At 65.5% G+C, this 19,904-nt stretch carries 18 protein-coding genes and 1 pseudogene; 7 read left to right on the top strand and 12 right to left on the bottom strand.

From position 1 onward, the window contains the following. From chlL to bchF, 5 genes and pseudogenes are all read right to left on the bottom strand, one after another. A pseudogene (chlL, locus tag Q0071_RS10395) lies at positions 1 to 128 on the bottom strand (ferredoxin:protochlorophyllide reductase (ATP-dependent) iron-sulfur ATP-binding protein); the annotation flags it as partial. A gap of 12 nt (positions 129 to 140) precedes the next feature. Continuing rightward, positions 141 to 3,848 carry a magnesium chelatase subunit H gene (locus Q0071_RS10390; protein ID WP_298168499.1) on the bottom strand — a complete coding sequence of 1,236 codons (3,708 nt, stop codon included), beginning with the start codon at positions 3,846 to 3,848 and terminating at the stop codon, positions 141 to 143. Next, positions 3,838 to 5,421, bottom strand: a complete 1,584-nt coding sequence (gene bchB / locus Q0071_RS10385) for a ferredoxin:protochlorophyllide reductase (ATP-dependent) subunit B (RefSeq protein ID WP_298168496.1) — start codon at positions 5,419 to 5,421, stop codon at positions 3,838 to 3,840. The genes Q0071_RS10390 and bchB overlap by 11 nt, the downstream gene beginning before the upstream one ends. Before the next feature lie 4 nt (positions 5,422 to 5,425). Next, the gene (locus Q0071_RS10380; protein WP_298168493.1) at positions 5,426 to 6,730 is read right to left on the bottom strand and encodes a ferredoxin:protochlorophyllide reductase (ATP-dependent) subunit N; all 1,305 of its coding nucleotides are present in this window, start codon (positions 6,728 to 6,730) and stop codon (positions 5,426 to 5,428) included. Next, positions 6,727 to 7,281 (bottom strand): 2-vinyl bacteriochlorophyllide hydratase, encoded by a 555-nt coding sequence (bchF, locus tag Q0071_RS10375; RefSeq protein ID WP_298168490.1) that lies wholly within the window; start codon positions 7,279 to 7,281, stop codon positions 6,727 to 6,729. Before bchF ends, Q0071_RS10380 begins: the two co-directional genes overlap by 4 nt. A 207-nt stretch (positions 7,282 to 7,488) precedes the next feature. On the opposite strand from bchF, the gene Q0071_RS10370 reads away from it, so the two are divergent. From Q0071_RS10370 to Q0071_RS10340, 7 genes are all read left to right on the top strand, one after another. Beyond that, positions 7,489 to 8,457 (top strand): B12-binding domain-containing protein, encoded by a 969-nt coding sequence (locus Q0071_RS10370; RefSeq protein ID WP_298168487.1) that lies wholly within the window; start codon positions 7,489 to 7,491, stop codon positions 8,455 to 8,457. Positions 8,458 to 8,471: 14 nt separating this feature from the next. Continuing rightward, a complete protein-coding gene (ppsR, locus tag Q0071_RS10365; RefSeq protein ID WP_298168484.1) occupies positions 8,472 to 9,893 on the top strand; it encodes a transcriptional regulator PpsR in 1,422 nt (473 codons plus the stop codon). Between the two features lie 63 nt (positions 9,894 to 9,956). Beyond that, positions 9,957 to 10,883 carry a chlorophyll synthase ChlG gene (gene chlG / locus Q0071_RS10360; RefSeq protein WP_298168481.1) on the top strand — a complete coding sequence of 309 codons (927 nt, stop codon included), beginning with the start codon at positions 9,957 to 9,959 and terminating at the stop codon, positions 10,881 to 10,883. Continuing rightward, positions 10,883 to 12,190, top strand: coding sequence for a BCD family MFS transporter (locus Q0071_RS10355; RefSeq protein ID WP_298168477.1), 1,308 nt, complete (start codon positions 10,883 to 10,885; stop codon positions 12,188 to 12,190). The genes chlG and Q0071_RS10355 overlap by 1 nt, the downstream gene beginning before the upstream one ends. Then, positions 12,187 to 13,383, top strand: coding sequence for a geranylgeranyl diphosphate reductase (locus Q0071_RS10350; protein WP_298168474.1), 1,197 nt, complete (start codon positions 12,187 to 12,189; stop codon positions 13,381 to 13,383). Before Q0071_RS10355 ends, Q0071_RS10350 begins: the two co-directional genes overlap by 4 nt. An 8-nt stretch (positions 13,384 to 13,391) precedes the next feature. Next, the gene (locus Q0071_RS10345; protein ID WP_298168471.1) at positions 13,392 to 13,874 is read left to right on the top strand and encodes a TspO/MBR family protein; all 483 of its coding nucleotides are present in this window, start codon (positions 13,392 to 13,394) and stop codon (positions 13,872 to 13,874) included. A 76-nt stretch (positions 13,875 to 13,950) separates the two neighbouring features. Then, positions 13,951 to 14,211 carry a hypothetical protein gene (locus Q0071_RS10340; protein WP_298168469.1) on the top strand — a complete coding sequence of 87 codons (261 nt, stop codon included), beginning with the start codon at positions 13,951 to 13,953 and terminating at the stop codon, positions 14,209 to 14,211. Positions 14,212 to 14,381: 170 nt separating this feature from the next. On the opposite strand, the gene Q0071_RS10335 is transcribed toward Q0071_RS10340, so the two are convergent. The 7 genes from Q0071_RS10335 to bchZ all read right to left on the bottom strand — a co-directional run. Continuing rightward, complete coding sequence (locus Q0071_RS10335; RefSeq protein WP_298168466.1) at positions 14,382 to 14,954, bottom strand: nucleotidyltransferase family protein; 573 nt, start codon at positions 14,952 to 14,954, stop codon at positions 14,382 to 14,384. Between the two features lie 197 nt (positions 14,955 to 15,151). After that, the gene (gene pufC / locus Q0071_RS10330; protein ID WP_298168464.1) at positions 15,152 to 16,225 is read right to left on the bottom strand and encodes a photosynthetic reaction center cytochrome PufC; all 1,074 of its coding nucleotides are present in this window, start codon (positions 16,223 to 16,225) and stop codon (positions 15,152 to 15,154) included. Positions 16,226 to 16,233: 8 nt separating this feature from the next. Further along, positions 16,234 to 17,202, bottom strand: coding sequence for a photosynthetic reaction center subunit M (pufM, locus tag Q0071_RS10325; RefSeq protein WP_298168461.1), 969 nt, complete (start codon positions 17,200 to 17,202; stop codon positions 16,234 to 16,236). Between the two features lie 13 nt (positions 17,203 to 17,215). Further along, entirely contained in the window at positions 17,216 to 18,040 is an 825-nt protein-coding gene (gene pufL / locus Q0071_RS10320) for a photosynthetic reaction center subunit L (protein ID WP_298168457.1), read from the bottom strand. Between the two features lie 126 nt (positions 18,041 to 18,166). Further along, positions 18,167 to 18,346 (bottom strand): light-harvesting antenna LH1, alpha subunit, encoded by a 180-nt coding sequence (gene pufA, locus Q0071_RS10315; protein ID WP_298168454.1) that lies wholly within the window; start codon positions 18,344 to 18,346, stop codon positions 18,167 to 18,169. Between the two features lie 108 nt (positions 18,347 to 18,454). Further along, complete coding sequence (pufB, locus tag Q0071_RS10310; RefSeq protein WP_072383985.1) at positions 18,455 to 18,607, bottom strand: light-harvesting antenna LH1, beta subunit; 153 nt, start codon at positions 18,605 to 18,607, stop codon at positions 18,455 to 18,457. 124 nt (positions 18,608 to 18,731) lie between these two features. Beyond that, the coding region (gene bchZ, locus Q0071_RS10305) for a chlorophyllide a reductase subunit Z (protein WP_298168449.1) at positions 18,732 to 19,904 on the bottom strand (1,173 nt) is incomplete at its 5' end.

Genomic DNA, 19,904 nt, shown 5'->3' with positions numbered 1-19,904 from the left:
TTGCCGATGCCGCCCTTGCCGTAGACGGCAAAGACCTTGGCATTGCCGATGCGATCAGCGGGATCGAGCCGGACCTGCACGGACCCGTCGCCATCTGGCTTGCGGGTAGGGGGATCGAGTAGCGCCATGGGTGGGTTCCTTTATGCCGCGACGGCTTCGACGCCCGCGGGGATCACGCCTTCAAGGCGGTCCTCGAGTTCGTCGCTGGCGGCGTGGAGGGCTGCGAGAGTGGCTTCGTCGGGCGACCAGAACTTGCGGTCGACCGCTTCGATGAGACGGTTGGCAACGCGGGCCGAAGCGCGCGGATTAAGGGCGGCCATGCGTTCGCGCATTGCGGCGTCGAGCACATAGGTTTCGCTGATGCGCTGGTAGACCCAGGGATCGACTTCGCCGGTGGTGGCGGACCAGCCCATCGTGGTGGTGACATGGCCCTCGATCGCGCGGACGCCTTCATAGCCGTGGCGCAGCAGGCCTTCGGTCCACACCGGATTGAGGATGCGGGTGCGGGTTTCGAGCGCGACCTGTTCCTGCAGGCTGCGGACCTTGCCGCTGCCTTGCGTCTGATCGCCGATATAGACCGGTGCGGTCTCGCCGCCTTTGGCCCGCGTGACGGCACGGCTGATGCCGCCCAGCGCGTCGACATACTGGTCGATCGAGGTGATGCCGAGCTCGACGCTTTCGAGGTTCTGATAGGCGCAATCGACGGTCTTCAGCGCCGAGGCGAGGATCGCGGCCTGGCGGATCGGCACGCCCTTCACGCCGTAGGCATAGCCCTTCTGGCGCTCGAAGCTGTCGGCCAGTTCGTCCGGATCGGTCCACGCGCCGTTGTCGATCATCAGATTGACGTTGGCGCCATAGGCCCCTTGTGCGTTCGAGAAGACGCGCAGCGCCGCCGTCTCGAAATCGCAGTGATGCTCGTCCTGGTGCGCGATGGCGTGGGCGCGCACGAAGTTCATTTCGAGCGGCTCGTCCGCGCTCGCGGCAAGCAGCGCGGCCTCGGCCAGCATGCGGGTCTGGAGCGGCAGCAGGTCGCGGAAAACGCCGGAAAGCGTTGCGATCACGTCGATGCGCGGGCGGCCCAGCTCTTCGAGCGAGATCAACTCGGCCCCGGCAAGGCGGCTGTAGCTGTCGAACCGCGGGCGTGCACCGATCAGCGCGAGGACTTGCGCAATCTGCGCGCCTTCGCTCTTGAGGTTGTCGGTGCCCCAAAGGACCATCGCGACAGTCTGCGGCAGGTGGCCGCTGTCGGCCATGCTGCGTTCGAGCAGCTTCTTCGCCTGTTCCGCGCCGTCCTTCACCGCGAAGGCGGAAGGCAGGCGGAACGGATCGAAGCCGTGGATGTTGCGCCCGGTCGGCAGGATTTCCGGCGCGCGCAGCACGTCGCCGCCCGAGACGGGGCGGATGAACCGGCCCGAGAGTGCGCGGACGATGCCGTCGAGCTCATGGTTGACCGAAAGCGCGGTATTGAGCGCGCCCATGTCCTTGAGCAGCGGCGTATCGAGCTTCAGCCTGCCATCAACCAGCAGTTCGGCGGCTTCCGGGCTGAGGGGTTCGCCGCGCGCTTCGGCGGAAGCGCACACCATGTCGATGCGCTCTTCGCGGCTCGCGGCTTGCCCGGCGATGTGCAGCCCCTGCGGGATCAGCTCGCGCTCGATCTCATAAAGCCGCGCGGCCAGCGCCGGCACGTCGCAGCCATCGAGGTCCAGCGCTTCGGCCTGCTCGGCAATCAGTTCGGCCAGGAGCAAGGCCTGCTCGTCGCCCGGAGGCAGCGAACGCCAGCGCTCGACCGAGGCCTTGAGATCGGCGAGGCCCTTGTAGACGCCCGAGCGGGTGAGGGCGGGGGTGAGATAGCTCACCAGTGTCGCACCCGAACGGCGCTTGGCGAGCACGCCTTCCGAAGGGTTGTTCGCGGCGTAGAGATAGACATTCGGCAGATCGCCGATCATCCGGTCCGGCCAGCACTGCGCCGTCAGGCCGGTCTGCTTGCCGGGCATGAACTCAAGGCTGCCGTGTGTGCCGAAGTGGAGCACGGCGTGGGCCTGGAAGTCCTCGCGCAGCCAGCGATAGAACGCGGCGAAAGCGTGGCTCGGGGCGAAGCGCCCCTCGAACAACAGCCGCATCGGATCGCCTTCGATGCCGATCGCGGGCTGGATGCCGACGAACACATTGCCGAACTGCGCGCCGAGCACCTGAACCGCGCTGCCGTCAGACTGCAGCTTGCCGGGCGCCGGGCCCCACGAAGCCTCGATGTCCTTGAGCCAGGTCTCGCGCGAGACGATGGTGTCGGCCATGATCCGCGTGTGGACATTGGCCTCGGTGCCATAGCGCGCCGAATTGCCGATCAGGATCGCCGAGCGCAGCGCATCGACGCTTTCCGGCACTTCGACGGTGTAGCCTTCGCTCGCCAACCGCTTGAGCGTGGCGTGGAGCGATTCGAACACGCTGAGGAACTGCGCGGTGCCAGCCGCGCCGGCATTCGGCGGGAAATTGAACAGCACGACCGCAATGCGGCGCTCAGCTGCTGCCGCGCGGGCCAGATCGATCTGCTTCACCACGCGCGCGGCGAGCGCTTCGGCGCGTTCGGCGCAGCTTTCCATCTGCCGCACGCCTGCAACGCCGGAACCGGCAAATGTGCAGCCATTGGCGCAGCCGGTGCAGGCTTCGCCGCTGCCGTCCGCACGGCCGCCGAAAACCATCGGCTGGATGGCCCCGTCAAGCTCGGGAATCGCGATCATCATCGTCGATTCCAGCGGCAGCAGTCCCTGCGGGTTCGCGCCCCAGGCCTGAAGTGTCTGGAATTCCACCGGATGCGCGGCGATATAGGGCCGGTCGAGCTTGGCGAGGATCGCCTCGGCCGCTGCCGTATCGTTGTAGGCAGGGCCGCCGACAAGGCTGAAGCCCGTCAGGTTCACCACGGCATCGACCGTGCTCTTGCCGTCCTTCATGAACAGCGCCTCGATCGCCGGCCGCCCATCGAGACCGCCGGCAAAGGCCGGGATCACGCTCAGGCCCCGGGCCTCCATCGCCGCGATCACGCCGTCATAATGGCGCGCATCCTTGGCGAGCACATAGGAGCGCAGCATGAGGAGGCCGACCGTACCGCGCTTGCCCGCAGTGGCGCTGGCGGGCAGGGCCGCAGCACTCGCCGCCATGCGCGGGGTCATCGCCGGGTGATAGACGCCGACTTCGGGATATTCGCGCGGCGCTTCGGCCTTCATCGCGCCGCGCAGGGCGGCACGCTCGCCGGAAGCATAGCGGTCGATCAGCGCGCGGATCATGTCCACCACGTTGTCGTCGCTGCCCGCGAGCCAGTACTGCAAGGTCAGGAAATAGGCGCGCACGTCCTGCGCGGTGCCCGGCACGAAGCGCAGCAGCTTGGGCAGGCGGCGCAGCATGGCCATCTGACCCTTGCCCGAGCTCGCCCCCGGCTTGCCCGATCCGCGCAGCTTCTTGAGCAGGCCCATCATGCCCGTTGCGGGCTTGTCCATGCGGTAATCACCCATGCGGGTGAGCTTGACCACTTCGCCCGCCGACATCAGGCCGACGATTGCATCGCAATTGTCGCGCCGAGCTTCGAGCGCCGGCATCACCGCACGGATATGATCCTCGAGGAAGAGCATCGTGCACAGGATGATGTCGGCCTGCGCGATGTCTTCCCGCGCGGCGTCGAGCGAACCGGGCTTCTCTTCCCAGTCTGCCGCCGCATGGAAACCGATCGACACACCGGTCCCGGCGCGCGCGAACTGCCCCTGCGCGCGCTGGAATGCGCCGGAGAGGTGGTTGTCGAGCGTAATGACGACAACGCGCACCGGTGTATCCGGGGTGGTGACGGGGGCTTTACCGCGCATAATGGGCTTTTGCCTCGTAGAGCGTGTCGAGCGTGATAGCCGCCAGCCCCATTTCATTCGCGTACTTCTCGGTGTTGCGCTTGGCTTTGCCCCGCACGAAGAACGGAATCTTGCGCAGTTCGCGCTCGGCATCGTCGGTCCAGCCGGCCGAGCCGTCCGAAGCAGCGACGGGCGCGGCTTCTTCCTTGATGAGAATATCGCCCGCAGGCGCGAGCACGGGCTCAGGCTTGCTATGCGCCGGTGCCGAGCCGTGAAGGTGCGACGGGCCCGCCGCGTCGCTGAATTCGAAATCGTCGCGGAACATGGTGAGCAGGTGCTCTTCCAGCCCCATCACCAGCGGGTGGACCCAGGTATCGAAGATCACATTCGCGCCTTCGAAGCCCATCTGCGGGCTGAAGCGCGCCGGGAAATCCTGCACGTGCACCGGCGAGGAAATCACCGCGCAGGGCACGCCGAGCCGCTTGGCGATATGCCGCTCCATCTGCGTGCCGAGCACCAGTTCGGGCGCGGCGGCGGCGATGGCTTCTTCAACCGTCAGGTGATCGTCGGTGATCAGCGGCTCGAGGCCGTATTCCTTGGCAGCGGCACGGATGTCGCGCGCGAATTCGCGGTTGTAGCAGCCGATTCCGCAGACCGTGAAACCGAGCTCTTCATGCGCGATCCGCGCGGCTGCCACGGCATGGGTCGCATCGCCGAACACGAAGACGCGCTTGCCCGTCAGGTAGGTCGAGTCGACCGAACGGCTCCACCACGGCATGCGTGAGGCACCGTCGTTCAGCGCCGGGGCCGGATCGACGCCTGCCAGCGCGGCGACTTCGCTGATGAAGGCGCGCGTCGCGCCCACGCCGATCGGCACGGTGCGGATGGCGGGCTGGGCAAAGGTCTTGTCGAGCCAGCGCGCGGCCTCATCGCCGATCTCGGGATAAAGCACGATGTTGAAGTCCGCCGCGCCGATGGTGCGGATATCCTCGGGCGATGCATCCTGCGGTGCGACGAGATGAACGTCGATACCCAGGAGGTCGAGGATGCGGCGCACCTCGATCACATCGTCGCGGTGGCGGAAGCCGAGCGCTGCGGGACCGAGCAGGTTGACGCGCGGACGGCGGCCTTCACGCGGGGCGGGGCGCACCGAAGTGTCCGCCAGATGGCGCACGATCTGGTAGAACGTTTCTGCCGCGCCCCAGTTCTCCTTGCGCTGATAGCTGGGCAGCTCGAGCGGAATGACCGGGCAGGGCAGGCCCATGTTGTTGGCGAGGCCGGCTGGATCATCCTGGATCAGCTCTGCCGTGCAAGAAGCGCCGACCAGCAGCGCCTGCGGCTTGAACCGCTCCACCGCATCGCGCGCCGCGTTCTGGAACAGGCTCGCGGTATCCTTGCCCAGATCGCGGGCCTGAAACGTGGTGTAGGTGACAGGCGGGCGCACATTGCGCCGCTCGATCATCGTGAACAGCAGGTCGGCGTAAGTGTCGCCCTGCGGCGCGTGGAGCAGATAGTGCACGCCGCGCATCGCCGTCGCGACCCGCATGGCGCCGACATGCGGCGGTCCTTCATAGGTCCAGACGGCAAGTTGCATGGGCCTAAATCCTCAGCACATCGCGGCGGCGCAGTGGCCGGGCGAAAAGTTCGGCGAGGTCACCCGCCTGATCGAAGCCGTGCACGGGCGAGAACACCAGTTCGATCGACCACTTGGTGGCAAGGCCCTCGGCTTCGAGCGGATTGGCAAGGCCAAGCCCGCAGACGGTCAGGTCGGGCCGGTCGGCGCGGACCCGATCCAACTGGCGCTCCACATCCTGCCCTTCGCTGATCCGCGTACCCTCGGGCAGGCGGGCAAGGTCGGCGGCGAGATGCGCGCGGTGAAGGTAGGGGGTGCCCACTTCGACCGGAATCATGCCCAGTTCGTTCGCCAGAAACCGCGCGAGCGGGATTTCCAGCTGCGAGTCCGGCATGAACGAGATGCGCTTGCCCTTCAGTGTGGGCGCGTAACGCTCAAGCGCCCGCTTGGCCCGCTCGCGGCCCGGCGCGATCACGCGGTTGACGTGCATCTCGTCGATTCGGAAGGCGGCGGCGGCAGCCGTCAGCCATGCAGCGGTGCCTTCGGCGCCGAACGGGAAGGGCGCATCGATGCGCACCGCACCCCGATCTTCCAGTGCGCGCGCGGTCTCGCCCAGGAACGGCTGGGCCAGAATGTAGCGCGTATTGGGGCCAATCGGCGGAAGGCCGCCGGAGCGCCGCGCCGGCAGCACGCCGACATGGGCAATGCCCAGTTCGGCAAACAGGCGCAGGAACTGGTCTTCCACGATGTCCGGCAGCGTGCCGACCATGACCAGCGAGAGCGGCGCGCCCGGCGCTTCGGCGGGCATTTCCGGCACGAGCGTGGTCAGGCAGGCGTCCTCGCCTTCGGTGAATGTCGTCTCGATCCCGCTGCCCGAATAGGCGAGGATGCGCACACCTTCGCGGCCTTCGCTGCGCACGTGCTTGGAGCCAAGGCGCTGCGCGGCGTTGCTCAGATCGAGCTTGATCACCTCGGACGGGCATGAACCGACGAGGAACAGCGTGCGGATCTCGGGGCGGCGCGCCAGCAGGCGGTCCACCACGCGGTCCAGCTCGGCGTGGCAATCGGCCATTCCGGCGAGATCGCGTTCCTCGATGATCGCCGTGGCAAAGCGCGGCTCGGCAAAGATCATGACCCCCGCCGCCGATTGCAGCAGGTGCGCGCAAGTGCGCGATCCCACGACAAGGAAGAATGCGTCCTGCATCTTGCGATGCAGCCAGACGATACCGGTCAGTCCGCAGAAAACCTCGCGCTGGCCGCGTTCGCGCAGAATTTCCAGCCCGCCGTCGCGTGATGTTTCTGCAGCTGCGAGTGCTTGTGCAGGGCTCATGCGGCGGCTCCCTTGAGCATCTGGGCCTGGAGCCGGGCCGCCCGCAGCTTCAGCACGAACTGCGCGGCGTTGACGACATAGGCGAAGTAGGCCGCGAGCACGATGGCGAGGCGTGCTTCCAGCGTGCCGATCTTGCCCACCAGCATGACCATGTAGGCCGTGTGCAGGGCGATCACGAGCATCGAGACGACGTCTTCCCAGAAGAACGCCGGGGCGAAGAGCCACTTGCCGAAGACGACCTTTTCCCAGATCGAGCCGGTGACCATGATGGTATAGAGCGTGAGCGTCTTCGCGATCACCGAAAGGTCTGCCGCAAAGGCGCCTTCGCCCGTCAGCAGGCAGCGCACCACAAGCGCGAGGCTGACCAGAAACACAAGGAACTGGAACGGCGCCAGCAGGCCCTGGACCAGTGTCCAAACCGTGTTGTCACGCCGTTGCTGTTCTTCAGGAGTATATAGCGGGCGGGCTGGCCGGGCCGGGCCGCGAGCGCTCAGGCGGTGGTCCGATCCGGACCCGAATCCGCGCAGCGCTGTCGTACGAGCTTCCGACATTTCTTGCGTCCCATCCTCTTCACAACGAGCAGCTTACGACTCGTTCGAACGGACTGTCAATAAAATTGGACGACAAGAAAAATTGACATCATTGGGTTTGCCAAGGTCCGGCATTCGGCGTACGTCTTGGCTACGGGAAAGAGTCGGAGTGTCTTGTACCACTATCCCCACGTGGTCATGTTGCCGCGGCAGACGGGAGAGTCTGACATGGACTTGGCAGTTGGAAAGAGCGGGCCACAAGGTGGCCAGGGGCCCCGCAAGGCGGACCCGGGTGCTGCGTACGAGGAACATACCGGTGTGCCGGTGAACGGTCGCCGGAAGGGCAGCGGCGGCGGCAACAGCGGCGGCGGTCGGGGCGGAAGCTCGCGGCGTCAACAGCGTTCCAGCGCCAACTCCAACTCGGCCATCAGCACCCTGATCGAGGGTGAGATCATCCCCCAGCTTCTGGTCGCGCACCGCACCCGCCCGTGTCGCTCGGTTGCCAGCGGCAGCAGCTTGATCACGGCCGAGGATGTCGCGCGCTTCTCGGCACTTCCGCTCACCCTGCAGGCCGATGAACTGCTTGTCCATGTCGAGGAGTATCTCGCGCGCGGGGTCGGTATCGATGCGATCTTCGTCGATCTGCTGGCGCCCGCCGCACGCCGCCTCGGCGTCCTGTGGGAAGAGGATCTCTGCGATTTCCTCGATGTCACCATTGGCCTCTGGCGCCTTCAGGAAGTGATGCGCGAGATTGCCTGGGGCAGCCCGATCATCACCGGCCCGCTCATCGCACCGCGCCGTGCGCTGTTCTCGCCGATTCCGGGCGAACAGCACAGTTTCGGCGCAACGATGGTGCACGAAGTGTTCGTCCGCGCCGCGTGGGACAGCGAAGTTCTGGTCGCCCCGGACATGCGCCAGCTGGTCGCAAAAGTTGCCAACAAATCCTACGATCTCGTCGGCTTGACCGTTTCCTGCGATGTTACTACCGAGTCCCTCGCAAGAACTGTCAAGGCGATCCGCAGCGTGTCCATGTGCCAAGACGTAAGCATTCTGGTGGGGGGACAAGCAGTGAATGCCAATCCGGCGATGGCTCTCGAAGCCGGCGCAGATGGCTCGGCGGCTGATGCACCCGGAGCGCTCGCTCTCGCCAACCGTCTGGTCGGCGCGGCTCCGCACCGGACCGTGAACGCCGGCTAGGGCCGGTCGCCACCGTGGTAGAACCCGAACGCGCCCTCGCGGACAAGACACCGTTTTCACGGTTGGAATCCGCTTTCAACGGTATCGGCCCGGCCGATGCCATGCGCCTTGTGATCGCCTCGGGGGATGTCACCCTCGCGCTCGATCCTGAAGGCCACATCCTCGATGTCGCCGCCAATCGGCAGGACTTTCCGGGCTGCGACAGCTGGATCGGCCAGCACTTCGAGGCCATCGTCACGGTCGAGAGCCGCGGCAAGGTCAAGGACATGTTGCTGGGGGAACATGGTGACGCGGGCAATCGCTGGCGCCAGATCAACCACACCAGCAGCGCCGGCGATATCCCGGTCCGCTATCTCCTGATCCGCCTCGAGGGAAGCAAGCACCTCATCGCGGTCGGGCGTGACATGCGCAATGCGGTCGTGCTGCAGCAGCGCCTTCTCCAGGCCCAGCAGTCGCTCGAGCGGGACTACATGCGCCTGCGCCAGATCGAGACACGCTATCGCCTGCTCTTCGATCTGTCCTCCGAACCGGTCTTGCTGGTGGAGGCGGACAGCCAGCGCATCCAGGAAGCCAACCCCGCCGCGCATTCGGTGCTCGAAGCGCGCCCCGGCAGCCTTGTCGGTGCCAAGCTCTCCAGCCTCATCGCGCGCGGCTCGCGCGATGCGCTGATCGCCTATCTCGGCGCGGTACTGACGACGTCGGAGGTTTCACCGCTCACGGTCGAGCTTGAACGGGCGCGCCAGCAACTGACCATCTCCGCCACCGGTTTCCGCCAGCTCGGCGGGCGCTACCTGCTTGTGCGGCTCGGTAGCCCCGACAGTCGCAACACCGAAGGCGCGGCCACCTTGCTCGATATTGTCGAGCGCATGCCCGATGCCTTCGTGGTCGCCAATTCCGATATGCGGATCATTGCGGCCAACATCGCGTTCCTCGAACTGGCGCGCGCTGCCTCGCTCGATCAGATTCGCGGCCGTCCGCTCGGCGAATTCGTCGGTCGTCCCGGCATCGATCTCGATCTCATCGAAGGCCAACTCACAAAGTACGGCCTTGCTCGCAATGTCAGCACGGTCGTCCGCGCCCGCGATTCCGAACTGGAAGAGCCGGTGGAGCTGTCCGCCGTCCGCACCTCGGGCGACCACCCCTGCTATGGCTTCGCGATCCGCGAGATCGGCCGCCGCCTGCGCGATTTGCCGCCCACGCCGCTCGATCTGCCCCGCTCGGTCGAGCAACTGACCGAACTCGTCGGTCGCGCCTCGCTCAAGGAAATCGTGCGCGAGAGTACCGACCTGATCGAGCGTCTCTGCATCGAAGCCGCGCTGGCTTACACTTCGGATAACCGCGCTTCGGCCGCCGAAATCCTCGGCCTCAGCCGCCAGAGCCTCTATTCCAAGCTGCACCGCTATGGGCTCGGCAATCTCGTGGGTGAGAGCGAATAGCGACCTACCTGCAAGTGTAAGAATCAATTGACACTTGTGGGTGTCAACCATACCCTCCGAGGTATGACGCAGCCTGCCACTTCGGCCCAGCCCGGGGCTCCTGCCACCGCCAAGGACATTCGGCGCCCCGCCCCGCGTGACGTGCTGGAGTTGCTCAAGCCGATCACCTGGTTCCCGCCGATCTGGGCCTTCATGTGCGGGGTCGTGTCGTCGGGCCAGCCTGCTACCGGGCATTGGATCGCGATCGTCGCGGGCGGCCTCCTTGCCGGCCCGCTGGTTTGCGGCAACAGTCAGGCCATCAACGACTGGTTCGATCGCCATGTCGATGCCATCAATGAGCCCAATCGCCCGATCCCCTCGGGCCGCATCCCCGGCCGCTGGGGCCTCTGGATCGCCTGCGTTGGCTCGGTGTTGTCCTTCGCGGTGGGCGCGGCGCTTGGTATCTGGGTCATGGTCGCATCGCTCGTCGGCCTTGCCGCCGCCTGGGCCTACAGCGCGCCGCCCTTCCGCCTCAAGGCCAGCGGCTGGTGGGGCCCCGCGCTCGTCGGCCTCACTTATGAAGGTCTCAGCTGGTTCACTGGCGCCGCCGTGATGACCAGCACCTTGCCGCCCACGCCGGTGCTCGTTGTCCTCGTGCTCTACAGCCTCGGCGCGCACGGCATCATGACACTTAATGATTTCAAGGCGGTAGAGGGCGACAAGCAGACCGGGGTGCGCTCGCTCCCCGTCGTGCTCGGCGTGCGCAACGCCGCCTTGTTCGCTTGCGGGGTCATGGCGCTCGCACAGGTGATCGTCGCGATCTACCTCGTGCAGCAAGGCCTCATGCTCTCTGCTGGCATCGTTGCGTTGGTGCTCGCCGTGCAGTTCGCGCTCATGCCCAAGCTGATCGCCGACCCGGCCAAACGCGCACCGTGGTATGGCGGGACTGGCGTCACGCTCTACGTCCTCGGCATGCTGGCAGCCGCCGGCGGCCTTGGCGGCCATTGGTGATGGCCCGCGCTGGCACACCCTCCGGCTTCGGCTGGCTCTCGATCGCTCGGCTTGGTCTGGTTCAGGCCTCCATCGGCGCGATCGTCATGCTGGCCACTTCGCTGCTCAACCGCGTCATGGTCGTCGAATACGGGATGGCCGCCGCCGTACCCGCCGGACTCGTCGCGCTCCATTATGCCGTGCAGCTCGCGCGCCCCGTCTGGGGCCATGGCTCGGATCGCGGCCATGTCCGCACCCCGTGGATCATCGGCGGCGTCGCGGTGCTCGGCCTTGGCGCCATGCTTGCGGTCTTCGCGTTGCCGCTCCCCCAACTGCCCGCCAACGCGCTGCTGCTCCTCGGCTTCATCCTGATCGGTGCGGGCGTCGGCGCGGCAGGCACTTCGCTCCTTGCGCTCCTCGCCGCCGGTGTCGCGCCCCAGCGCCGCGCCGCAGCCGCCGCTGTTACCTGGATCATGATGGTGATGGGCATCGTCTTGTCTGCAGGCACCGCCGGCGCGCTGCTCGAGCCGTTCTCGTGGGCCCGGCTCGTGCAAGTCTCGGGCGGCATCGCGCTCTCCGCACTCGTGCTCACCGTGCTCGCCACCTTCCGGCTGGAACGCGGCGTTCAGGCCGCCAACCCCGAACCTGCAAGCCAGACCAACTTCGGCGATGCCTTGCGCGCGGTCTTCGCTGAAACCGCAGCTCGGCGCTTCACCGTGTTCGTGTTCCTCTCGATGCTCGCCTATTCGATGCAGGATCTCATCCTCGAACCCTTCGCCGGGATCGTGTTCCGCATGAGCCCCGCGCAATCGACCTCGCTCTCCGCCGTCCAGCACAGCGGCGTGCTCCTCGGCATGATCGTCGCCGGTATCGGCGGCAGCGCCTTTGCTGGTCGCGCCGCCGGGGAACTTCGGGGCTGGATCGCTGCCGGCTGCGTCGGCTCGGCGCTTGCGCTCGCGGGCCTAGCGGTCGGCGCCGGGGTAGGACCGGGCTGGCCGCTCGCCGCCAATATCGCCGCGCTCGGCTTTGCCAACGGTGTGTTCGCGGTCTCCGCCATCGGCGCGATGATGAGCCTGGCGGGTAGCGGGTCCGGTGCTGATACCGGCGTGCGCATGGGCGTGTGGGGCGCGGCGCAGGGCGTCGCCTTCGGGCTCGGTGGGCTCACCGGGGCAATCGGCGTCGATCTGGCACGCCACGCGGAAAGCGATGGCGGCGCCTTTCAGACAATCTTTGCGCTGGAGGCCATGCTGTTCATGGCCGCGGCGGTCATGGCAGCGCGCATTGCAGGGCAGGGCGCGTCAATCAGTTTGCGGGAGGCGGAAGCATGAGCGGGATCGAATTCGACGTCGTGGTGGTGGGCGGCGGGCCTTCGGGGGCAACTGCTGCCGCGGATCTGGCGCGCATGGGCCATTCGGTCATGCTGCTCGACCGCGCAGGTCGCATCAAGCCCTGCGGCGGCGCAGTCCCCCCGCGCCTGATGGAAGAATTCGCAATTCCCGACAGCCTCCTTGTCGCCCGCGCCCGCAGCGCGCGCATGGTCGCCCCGTCAGACCGCGCTGTCGATATGCCGGTGGGCGAGATCGGCTATGTCGGCATGGTGGACCGCGATGTGTTCGATGAATGGCTGCGCAATCGCGCCGCGCAAGTGGGGGCAGAACGCCGCACCGGCACCTTCGAGCGGATTGATCGCGATGGGGCCGAAGGCGCCGTGGTCGTCTACCGCGAAAACCGCGGCGGACCGGAACACCGCGTCCGCGCGCGGCTGGTCATCGGCGCAGACGGCGCCCGTTCAGGCGTCGCGCGCGACAGCATTCCCAACAGTGAAAACGTCAAATGCGTCTTCGCCTATCACGAGATCATCAAGTCGCCCCCCGCGAATGATCAGGGCTACGATCCTGCGCGCTGCGATGTGATCTACCAGGGGCGCGTCTCGCCCGATTTCTATGGCTGGGTCTTCCCCCATGGCGAAACCGCCAGCATCGGCGTCGGCAGCGCCAACAAGGGCTTTTCGCTCAGGGGCTCGGTCGCCACGATGCGCCAGGAAATGGGCCTCGCCCATTGCGAAACGGTGCGTAGCGAAGGCGCGCCCATCCCGCTCAAACCCCTGAAGCGCTGGGACAATGGCCGCGACGTCCTCGTCTCGGGCGATGCCGCCGGCGTCGTTGCGCCCGCCTCGGGTGAGGGGATCTACTATGCGATGACCTGCGGCCGCCACGCCGCCAACGCCGCGCATCAGTTCCTGCTCACCGGCAAGCCGAGCGCGCTAAAGGCAGCGCGGCGCACTTTCATGCGCGAACATGGCCGGGTGTTCCTGATCCTGGGGATCATGCAATACTTCTGGTATTCCAGTGACAAGCGCCGCGAACGCTTCGTGGCGATGTGTGCGGATCCCGATGTGCAGAAGCTGACCTGGCAGGCCTACATGAACAAGAAGCTGGTCCGCGCCGATCCGATGGCGCACCTCAGGATCTTCCTGAAAGACACAGCGCATCTCCTTGGCCTCAGGGCAGCGCACCCTTGAACGCTCCCATGGGTAACAGGCCCTGGGGACTGCCGATTGCCATTGCCGCGATTGCGGCGATCGTGGTTGCCGGGGTGGGCGGCACGATGACGGACACGACCGGCTGGTATCTGAGCCTGCGCCTGCCCAGCTGGAACCCGCCGCCGCCCGCCCTTGGCATGATCTGGACAGTCGTTTTCACGCTGATCGCCGCTTCGGGTGTCAACGCCTGGCGCGCCGCGCCCGATAGCCGTTCAGCCGATACGCTGATCGGCCTCTACGCGATCAACGGCGCGCTCAATGTCAGCTGGACAGTGCTGTTCTTCCAGCTGCGCCGGCCGGACTGGGCCTTTGTCGAGCTTTCGGTGCTATGGTTCTCGATCATCGTGCTGATCTTCGCCTGCGGCCGCTTTTCGCGCAGCGCGGCGCTGCTGCTCCTGCCGTATCTGGCGTGGGTTTCGGTCGCGGGCGCACTCAACTGGCAGGTGATCCAGCTCAACGGGCCGTTCTGATCTCGACGGTCGCTCCAAAAACCCCGCTCACCCTGAGCTTGTCGAAGGGTGCTGGCGCAACAGTGCAGACCATGTGATGCCTAATCTTGCCGCCTTCTTCGCCAGCGGCCACGCCGCCGATCTCGTGCTCGCCGTGTTGGCCGTTGAGGCGCTGCTCCTGATGCGCGCCGGCCGCCCCGCCATCGATGTCGCGCTGCTCCTGCTCCCCGGCGCCTGCATGATGCTGGGCCTGCGCGCCGCGCTGGTCGGCGCCAGCTGGCCGTGGATCGCGCTGCCGCTGGCGGCGTCGTTTCCGGTCCATCTGGCGGATATGTTGCGCCGGGGCAGGGGGCGGTAGAGCACAACAATACCGGATGGGCCACCTGACCTTCGTCATTCCCGCGAAGGCGGGAATCCAGAGCGACGGTAGCACCTACCACGAGCCTGCACGCTTAAGGCAGCTCTGCGGCAGTAACGTGTCCGCACAAGGTGTACCACAGCTGCGGCCAGTAGTCAGAAGAACCGAGGTTATTTAGCGAGCGGTTTCGTGCAGGCTAGCAACGGCCACTCTGTCGTCCAGTCCTTTGAACTGATCCTTTCGTCGTAGATGGCCAGTTTTTCAGTTATGAACCTCTGCGTCGGCCGGAGCACCAAGTTGAAGAGATCATCCAGGCCGAGCGGGCTGGCAATCTCGATCTGATCCCTCCCGCTGCGCCTCGCAGCCACGGCTGTCGCTGTCTCAGGCCAATACCGCATGGCGTCGGTTGCAGATTGATAGGGGGGATCGTTGTTGCGGGTGTGCATCCGCGCCTGATTCTTCACCGACCAGTCAATGGAAGGCGCAGCAACGCGGAGAGCATCTTCAAGACTGCGATCATGCCATTCCTGACTGCGGTCTGGATCGAACCAGATCACATCGACATCACACAGAGGTGGCCGTGGTGCGCGATTGTGCAGGGCATCCCAGACCGCATTCCTTACAAATCCAGCCGCGATCCAGCAATCTGGCAGACCGAGACCTGCCACCAAGCCCAGAAGATGCCAGCGGATGGAATCGCCGCGAAGGATCGCACTGATCTGCATGTGGTGAACGTCACGCATGATTCAGGCTAACGCATCGTCAAAGGTCGGCAACAGCGCGGTTGTCACGCCAGAAGGCTTGATGCCCGCTATGCTGCACTTCTTTCCGCAGTAGCCCCACCCACAAGAAGAAAACCCCCGCGATCCGAGTGGGATCGCAGGGGCCAGGTGTTCCGCGCCGGTTGCGTGCGCGGGGGTGTTGTGTTGCCTGACCGGGGTCAGGGCATCTTGGTTGCCGCCGCAGCCGGAGCTGCCGGGGCAGGAGCAGCCGCTGCCGTGATCATCGGACCGGTCGGCCGCAGGGCCGGGTAGTCCTTGACCATCGAGACGCCGCCCAGAGGCTTGTTCACGCCGCGGTGGCAGGTTGCGCAGTTGACCTTGAGCGGATCACCCTGCGGTCCCAGCCGGTGCTTGGGGAACACACTGGCAAGCGAGCCGATGTATTCGCCGTTGATGTTGCGCACCATGCGGTAGCCGTACCAGGCGCCAACGCGCTTGGGCGTGCTCATGTTCCAGGCCTGGAACGAGCCGGCGTTGTGACAGAACGTGCAGTTCACGCCGAGCGCCGAGGAGGTGTGCATCATCAGGCTGTAGGTGCCCTCGGTTTCCATCGTGGTCGTCTTGTTGGCCGTCGCCGCATAGCCCGAAGGATGGCTATAGTTCGATTGCACCCGGATGTTGCTGGATTTCGCATCAAGCAGGTACTTGGCAAACGCCTCGTTTGGGAGCGAGGAATAGGCTGTCGTGGCAAGCGGTGCATTCTGGCCATGCTTGTTGCCCAGAATGGTATCCGGATTGCCCTTTGCCGGCAGCGCCCAGTTCTCGCTCGGCACCGCCTGTCCGCGGTGGCAGGTGTAGCAGGTGACGCCGGTCTGCTTCACGTGCTGTGTCCAGCCCGTGTTGATGTTCCGGGTCATCTGCAGCATCCGCCGCGCGACCTTTTTGGTGTAGAGCTCGTCAGAGGCCATGTTCGCGGGATTGTGGCAATAGTTGCAGCCTTGCTCCGGTGCGATCCACTGTGTGATCGCGGCCATCGTGTAGCTGAACTCGTCCTCCGAGATGTCACCCAGAACCTGGACGTTCTGGTAGGCTTCGCGGGCCGGCTTCCCGCCCGGCTTCGGCGGGTCGTAGGGCGGCGGGGGAACCTCGCCGACCTTCTTCTTGTCGGAGACGAGATGGATCTGGTCCATGCCCGTGCCCCGATAGCCGTTCTGCGCGACCGATTTGGTTTCCAGTTGGCAGGCACCGAGCAGTGCCGCGCCGGCGAGGACCGCGCCGAGGCGCAGTAGCATGGTGCTTCTCATTGTCCCGTGCTCCCCAATGCCGGATCGACGACCCCGGTGTCGGGATAGGCCGGCGCGTAGTGGTGCTGTTGTGCCCAAAGGTACCAGTTATCGACAACGGTGCCGGTGAGCAGGATGCCGATGCCGCCGGTCAGCGTGGTCAGCACGGCAAACCACCATGCCCAGCGGTGAATCGATTCCATCGTGGCGTTGAAGCCCATGGTCCAGCGCCAGAACAGGGCCGCACGCTCCGATGCAGTACCGCGATCGGTGATCTGCTCGATCTCGCGCTCACCGCCGTAGCGGCCGACTGCCAGAATGGTTGCGCCGTGCATCGCGAAGAGCAGGGTCGAGCCATAAAGGAAGGCGATCGAGAGGGCGTGGAACGGATTGTAGAACAGGTTGCCATAGCGGATCGAAAACGCAGCAGTCCAATCGAGATGCGGGAAGATGCCGAAGGGCACCGCTTCAGACCAGCTGCCCATGAAGGCGGGCCGGATGAAGCCGAGCACGAGGTACAGCCAGATCGCTGACATGAACGCCCAGAACACGTGGGTGCCCATGCCGAGTGCGCGGGCCCGGCGATAGGTCCGGATCGACCAGAGCAGGACCGAGAGCGTCAGGAACATGCCGGCGAGGATCCACCAGCCGCCCTTGGCGAGCGGAACGATGGGCGAGAAGCCGTATTCCGGCCCCGGCGGCTCGAGGCTGAGCCAGGGCAGCATGCGGACGAACTGGATGGGGTTCCAGTTCACCGATGCCATCATGTTGAGCCCGATGATCTCGAACGCGATGAACCCGCACAGGAGGGCGAGGAGCCCCGTCCATCCAAGGTAGATCGGGCCGAGCTGGGCCTGGCCAAAGCGGCCAAAGAGGTGGTTGAACCCTACGGCGGTGCCGCGAGGATCACTGCCGGGCTTCATCCCAATGCCCATTTCCGGGGCATGGCTGAGCTGAACCTGGGTGAAGATATTCTGGTAAGCCATGGCTAGTCCTCCTTCACGACCAGATCGGCAGATTGAGCCACCAGTTCCACCATTCGGGCCATCCGCGGGTCCACAGCGGGCCGCTGATGATGATGCAGACCGCGCTCCAGAAGCCGGCGTTGAGCGCCAGCAGCAGGCCCAGGCGGTGGATGCCCAGGGTACCGATCGAGTAACCGATCAGATCGCGGAAGAAGGTGTCTTCGTATTCCGGCGTCTTGACGGTCTCGCCCTCTTTGGGATTGACCGCGGACAGCACCAGCGCGCCGTGCAATGCGAGCGCGAGGCAGGTGGTGAAGAAGAACGACACCGCCAGCATGTGCGCCGGATTGTAGTGGAAGTGCAGGTACTGGTAGCCGGTGTTCGACACCCAGTCGAGGTGGCTGAAGATCCCGTAGGGGAAGCCGAAGTGCCAGGCACCCAGCAAGACCGGACGGATCACCACCAGTGAAACGTAGGCGAAGATTGCAAACCCGAAGGCGATGGGCACATGATAGCCCATGCCGAGTTTGCGGCAGATTTCGACCTCTCGCAGCGCCCACGATGTGAACGATACGATCGCGCAGACCGTGATCACCTGCCAGAATCCGCCATGACTGAGCGGGGCAAATCCCAGGCCGTATTTGAGATCAGGCGGGGCGATCGAGATCAGCCACGGGTTCCACGTGCCGCCTTGTGAGGCACAGTAGAGAATGAGGGCTGTTCCGAGTGAGGCGAAGATCGCCGTGATCACTCCGAAAAACCCAACGTAGAACGGGCCGACCCAAAAGTCGAAAAGGTCCCCGCCGATCAACGTGCCTCCGCGCACGCGATACTTCCGCTCGAAACTGAGGAGCGCCATGGCTCTATCCTCCCCCGCCCAAGCCTGGCGGGCACAAGTACATGGAAAATCAACCGGTTCCCCCCGGCAGTGCCGGAGGCGGCATGTCCACGTGTGGTGGGATGCCGCCTCTTGCCTTGCAGGTGGTCAGGGCGTTGCTGCGGCTGCAGCCGGGGCTGCCTGAGCCGCGGTGTGCGGGCCGTCGAGCCAGTTGTAGCGAGGCGTGCTGAGCAGGATGAAGTGAATCACGATTGCCAGCACAAACAGGAAGGCGGCAAGTGCCACGAGGGCCCTGCGCGGATCGAAAATAAGCCAGACTCTCCACATGGTATCTGTCCTTGTGAAAGCGCCAATGCGGCGCGGTCGTTCAGGTTCGGCCAAAAAAAGGCCGGGTGGCCGTTATGGCCAAACGCGGTAGGTGTGACGGTGGATTTCTTACGAAATCCAGGGACGCCACGACCACACGAGCGCGTGGGCAACCACGGCCACGGCGGTGAAGCCGAGGAAGCTGCTCATGAACAGCTTGTGGAATTCCTTGGCTTCTTCAGGCGTCAGGTAGGTCCTGAGCCCCAGGCGATCATCGCTCATATCTGCATCTCCAGTATTGACGTGCAAAGCGAGAGGCGGCGATCGCCCCCCGGCGATATTCCAACGGCCGAAGCCGAGGGAATGGTGGTGCCCGCTGGGTAGCGGGTGATGGGGTTCGCGCGGCTCATGGAGCAGATGCTCCGAGCAGCGCATCGGCCAGCCTGTCGGCGCTGACCAGGCTTTCGCCCTCGCGGCGTGCGGCGGCTTCCGCCGCATCGCGCAAGCGCTTGGCAAAGGAGATGCGAATGAGGACCGGCTGCGCTTCGACGAGTTCGTCGAGCCTTGCCTTGGCCTCGTCGCTCCACGGCAGCTCGCGGTGGAGGCGCGCCGGCGTGGCGGGCACTGCATCGAGCTGGGTGGCCAGCGGCAGGATGTGGAACAGCGCGTCAAACAGCGCGTTGCACACTTCCTGGATCAGGTAGGTCGCACCGGAATAGCCCATGAAGGGTGTGCCGGTGTGCCGGCGGATTGCCGCGCCCGGGAAGCTTGCCGGGATGTAGATGCTGCGCGCGCCGCATTCGGCGAGGTACATGCGTTCGTTGTAGCTGCCGAACACGACCATCGGCGCGCCCGCACGGATCGCATCGCGCACATCCTCGTTCTTCGGCTTCACGCCTGCACTGCGCGAGAAGGCGAAGGCGCATGGGAGGCCCATGTCCTCTTCGAGGAAGTGGCGGATCCCGCGGGTATAGGTCTCGTTCGCGACAATGCCGAAGCTTGCCGTGCCGAAGAAATCCTGCGTCACCGAACGCCAGAGATCCCACAGCGGCTTGATCGTGGTGTGCTTCTCGCGCGTGATGAAGGGTTCGGGATCAAGCCCGAGCGATGCGCCGAGCGCCTCGAGGAAGCGCGTGGTCGAGGTGAGGCCGACCGGCGCCTGGAAATAGGGCCGCTCGAGCACTTCGCACAGATTGCGGCCGAACTCGCGGTAGAGGCAGACGTTGGCGTCGGCATCAGCCAGCTTGCGGATATCGGCGAGGTGGCAGCCTAGCGGGAACACCACGTTCACCTCGGCGCCGAGGCCTTCGATCAGGCGCCGCACTTCGGCAAGGTCCGAGGCCATGTTGAACATGCCGTAGGCCGGGCCGATGATATTGACGCGCGGCTTCTCGCCTTCCTTGCGCGCCTTGGGGGCGGGCATCGCCTTGGGGCCGAACTCGGTCCACAGCCAGCTCAGCGCGCGGTCCGCCGATTGCCACTGATCCTCGTCGATCGTGCGCGGCAGGAAGCGCTTGATATTGGTGCCACCGGGGGTGACGCCGCCGCCGATCATCTCGGCGATGGAGCCGGTGACGAC

The sequence above is a fragment of the Novosphingobium sp. genome (assembly GCF_027486195.1).
Taxonomy (GTDB): domain Bacteria; phylum Pseudomonadota; class Alphaproteobacteria; order Sphingomonadales; family Sphingomonadaceae; genus Novosphingobium.
The sequence above is the reverse complement of the archived record's forward strand: the minus strand, read 5'-3'. Positions and strand labels throughout refer to the sequence as shown.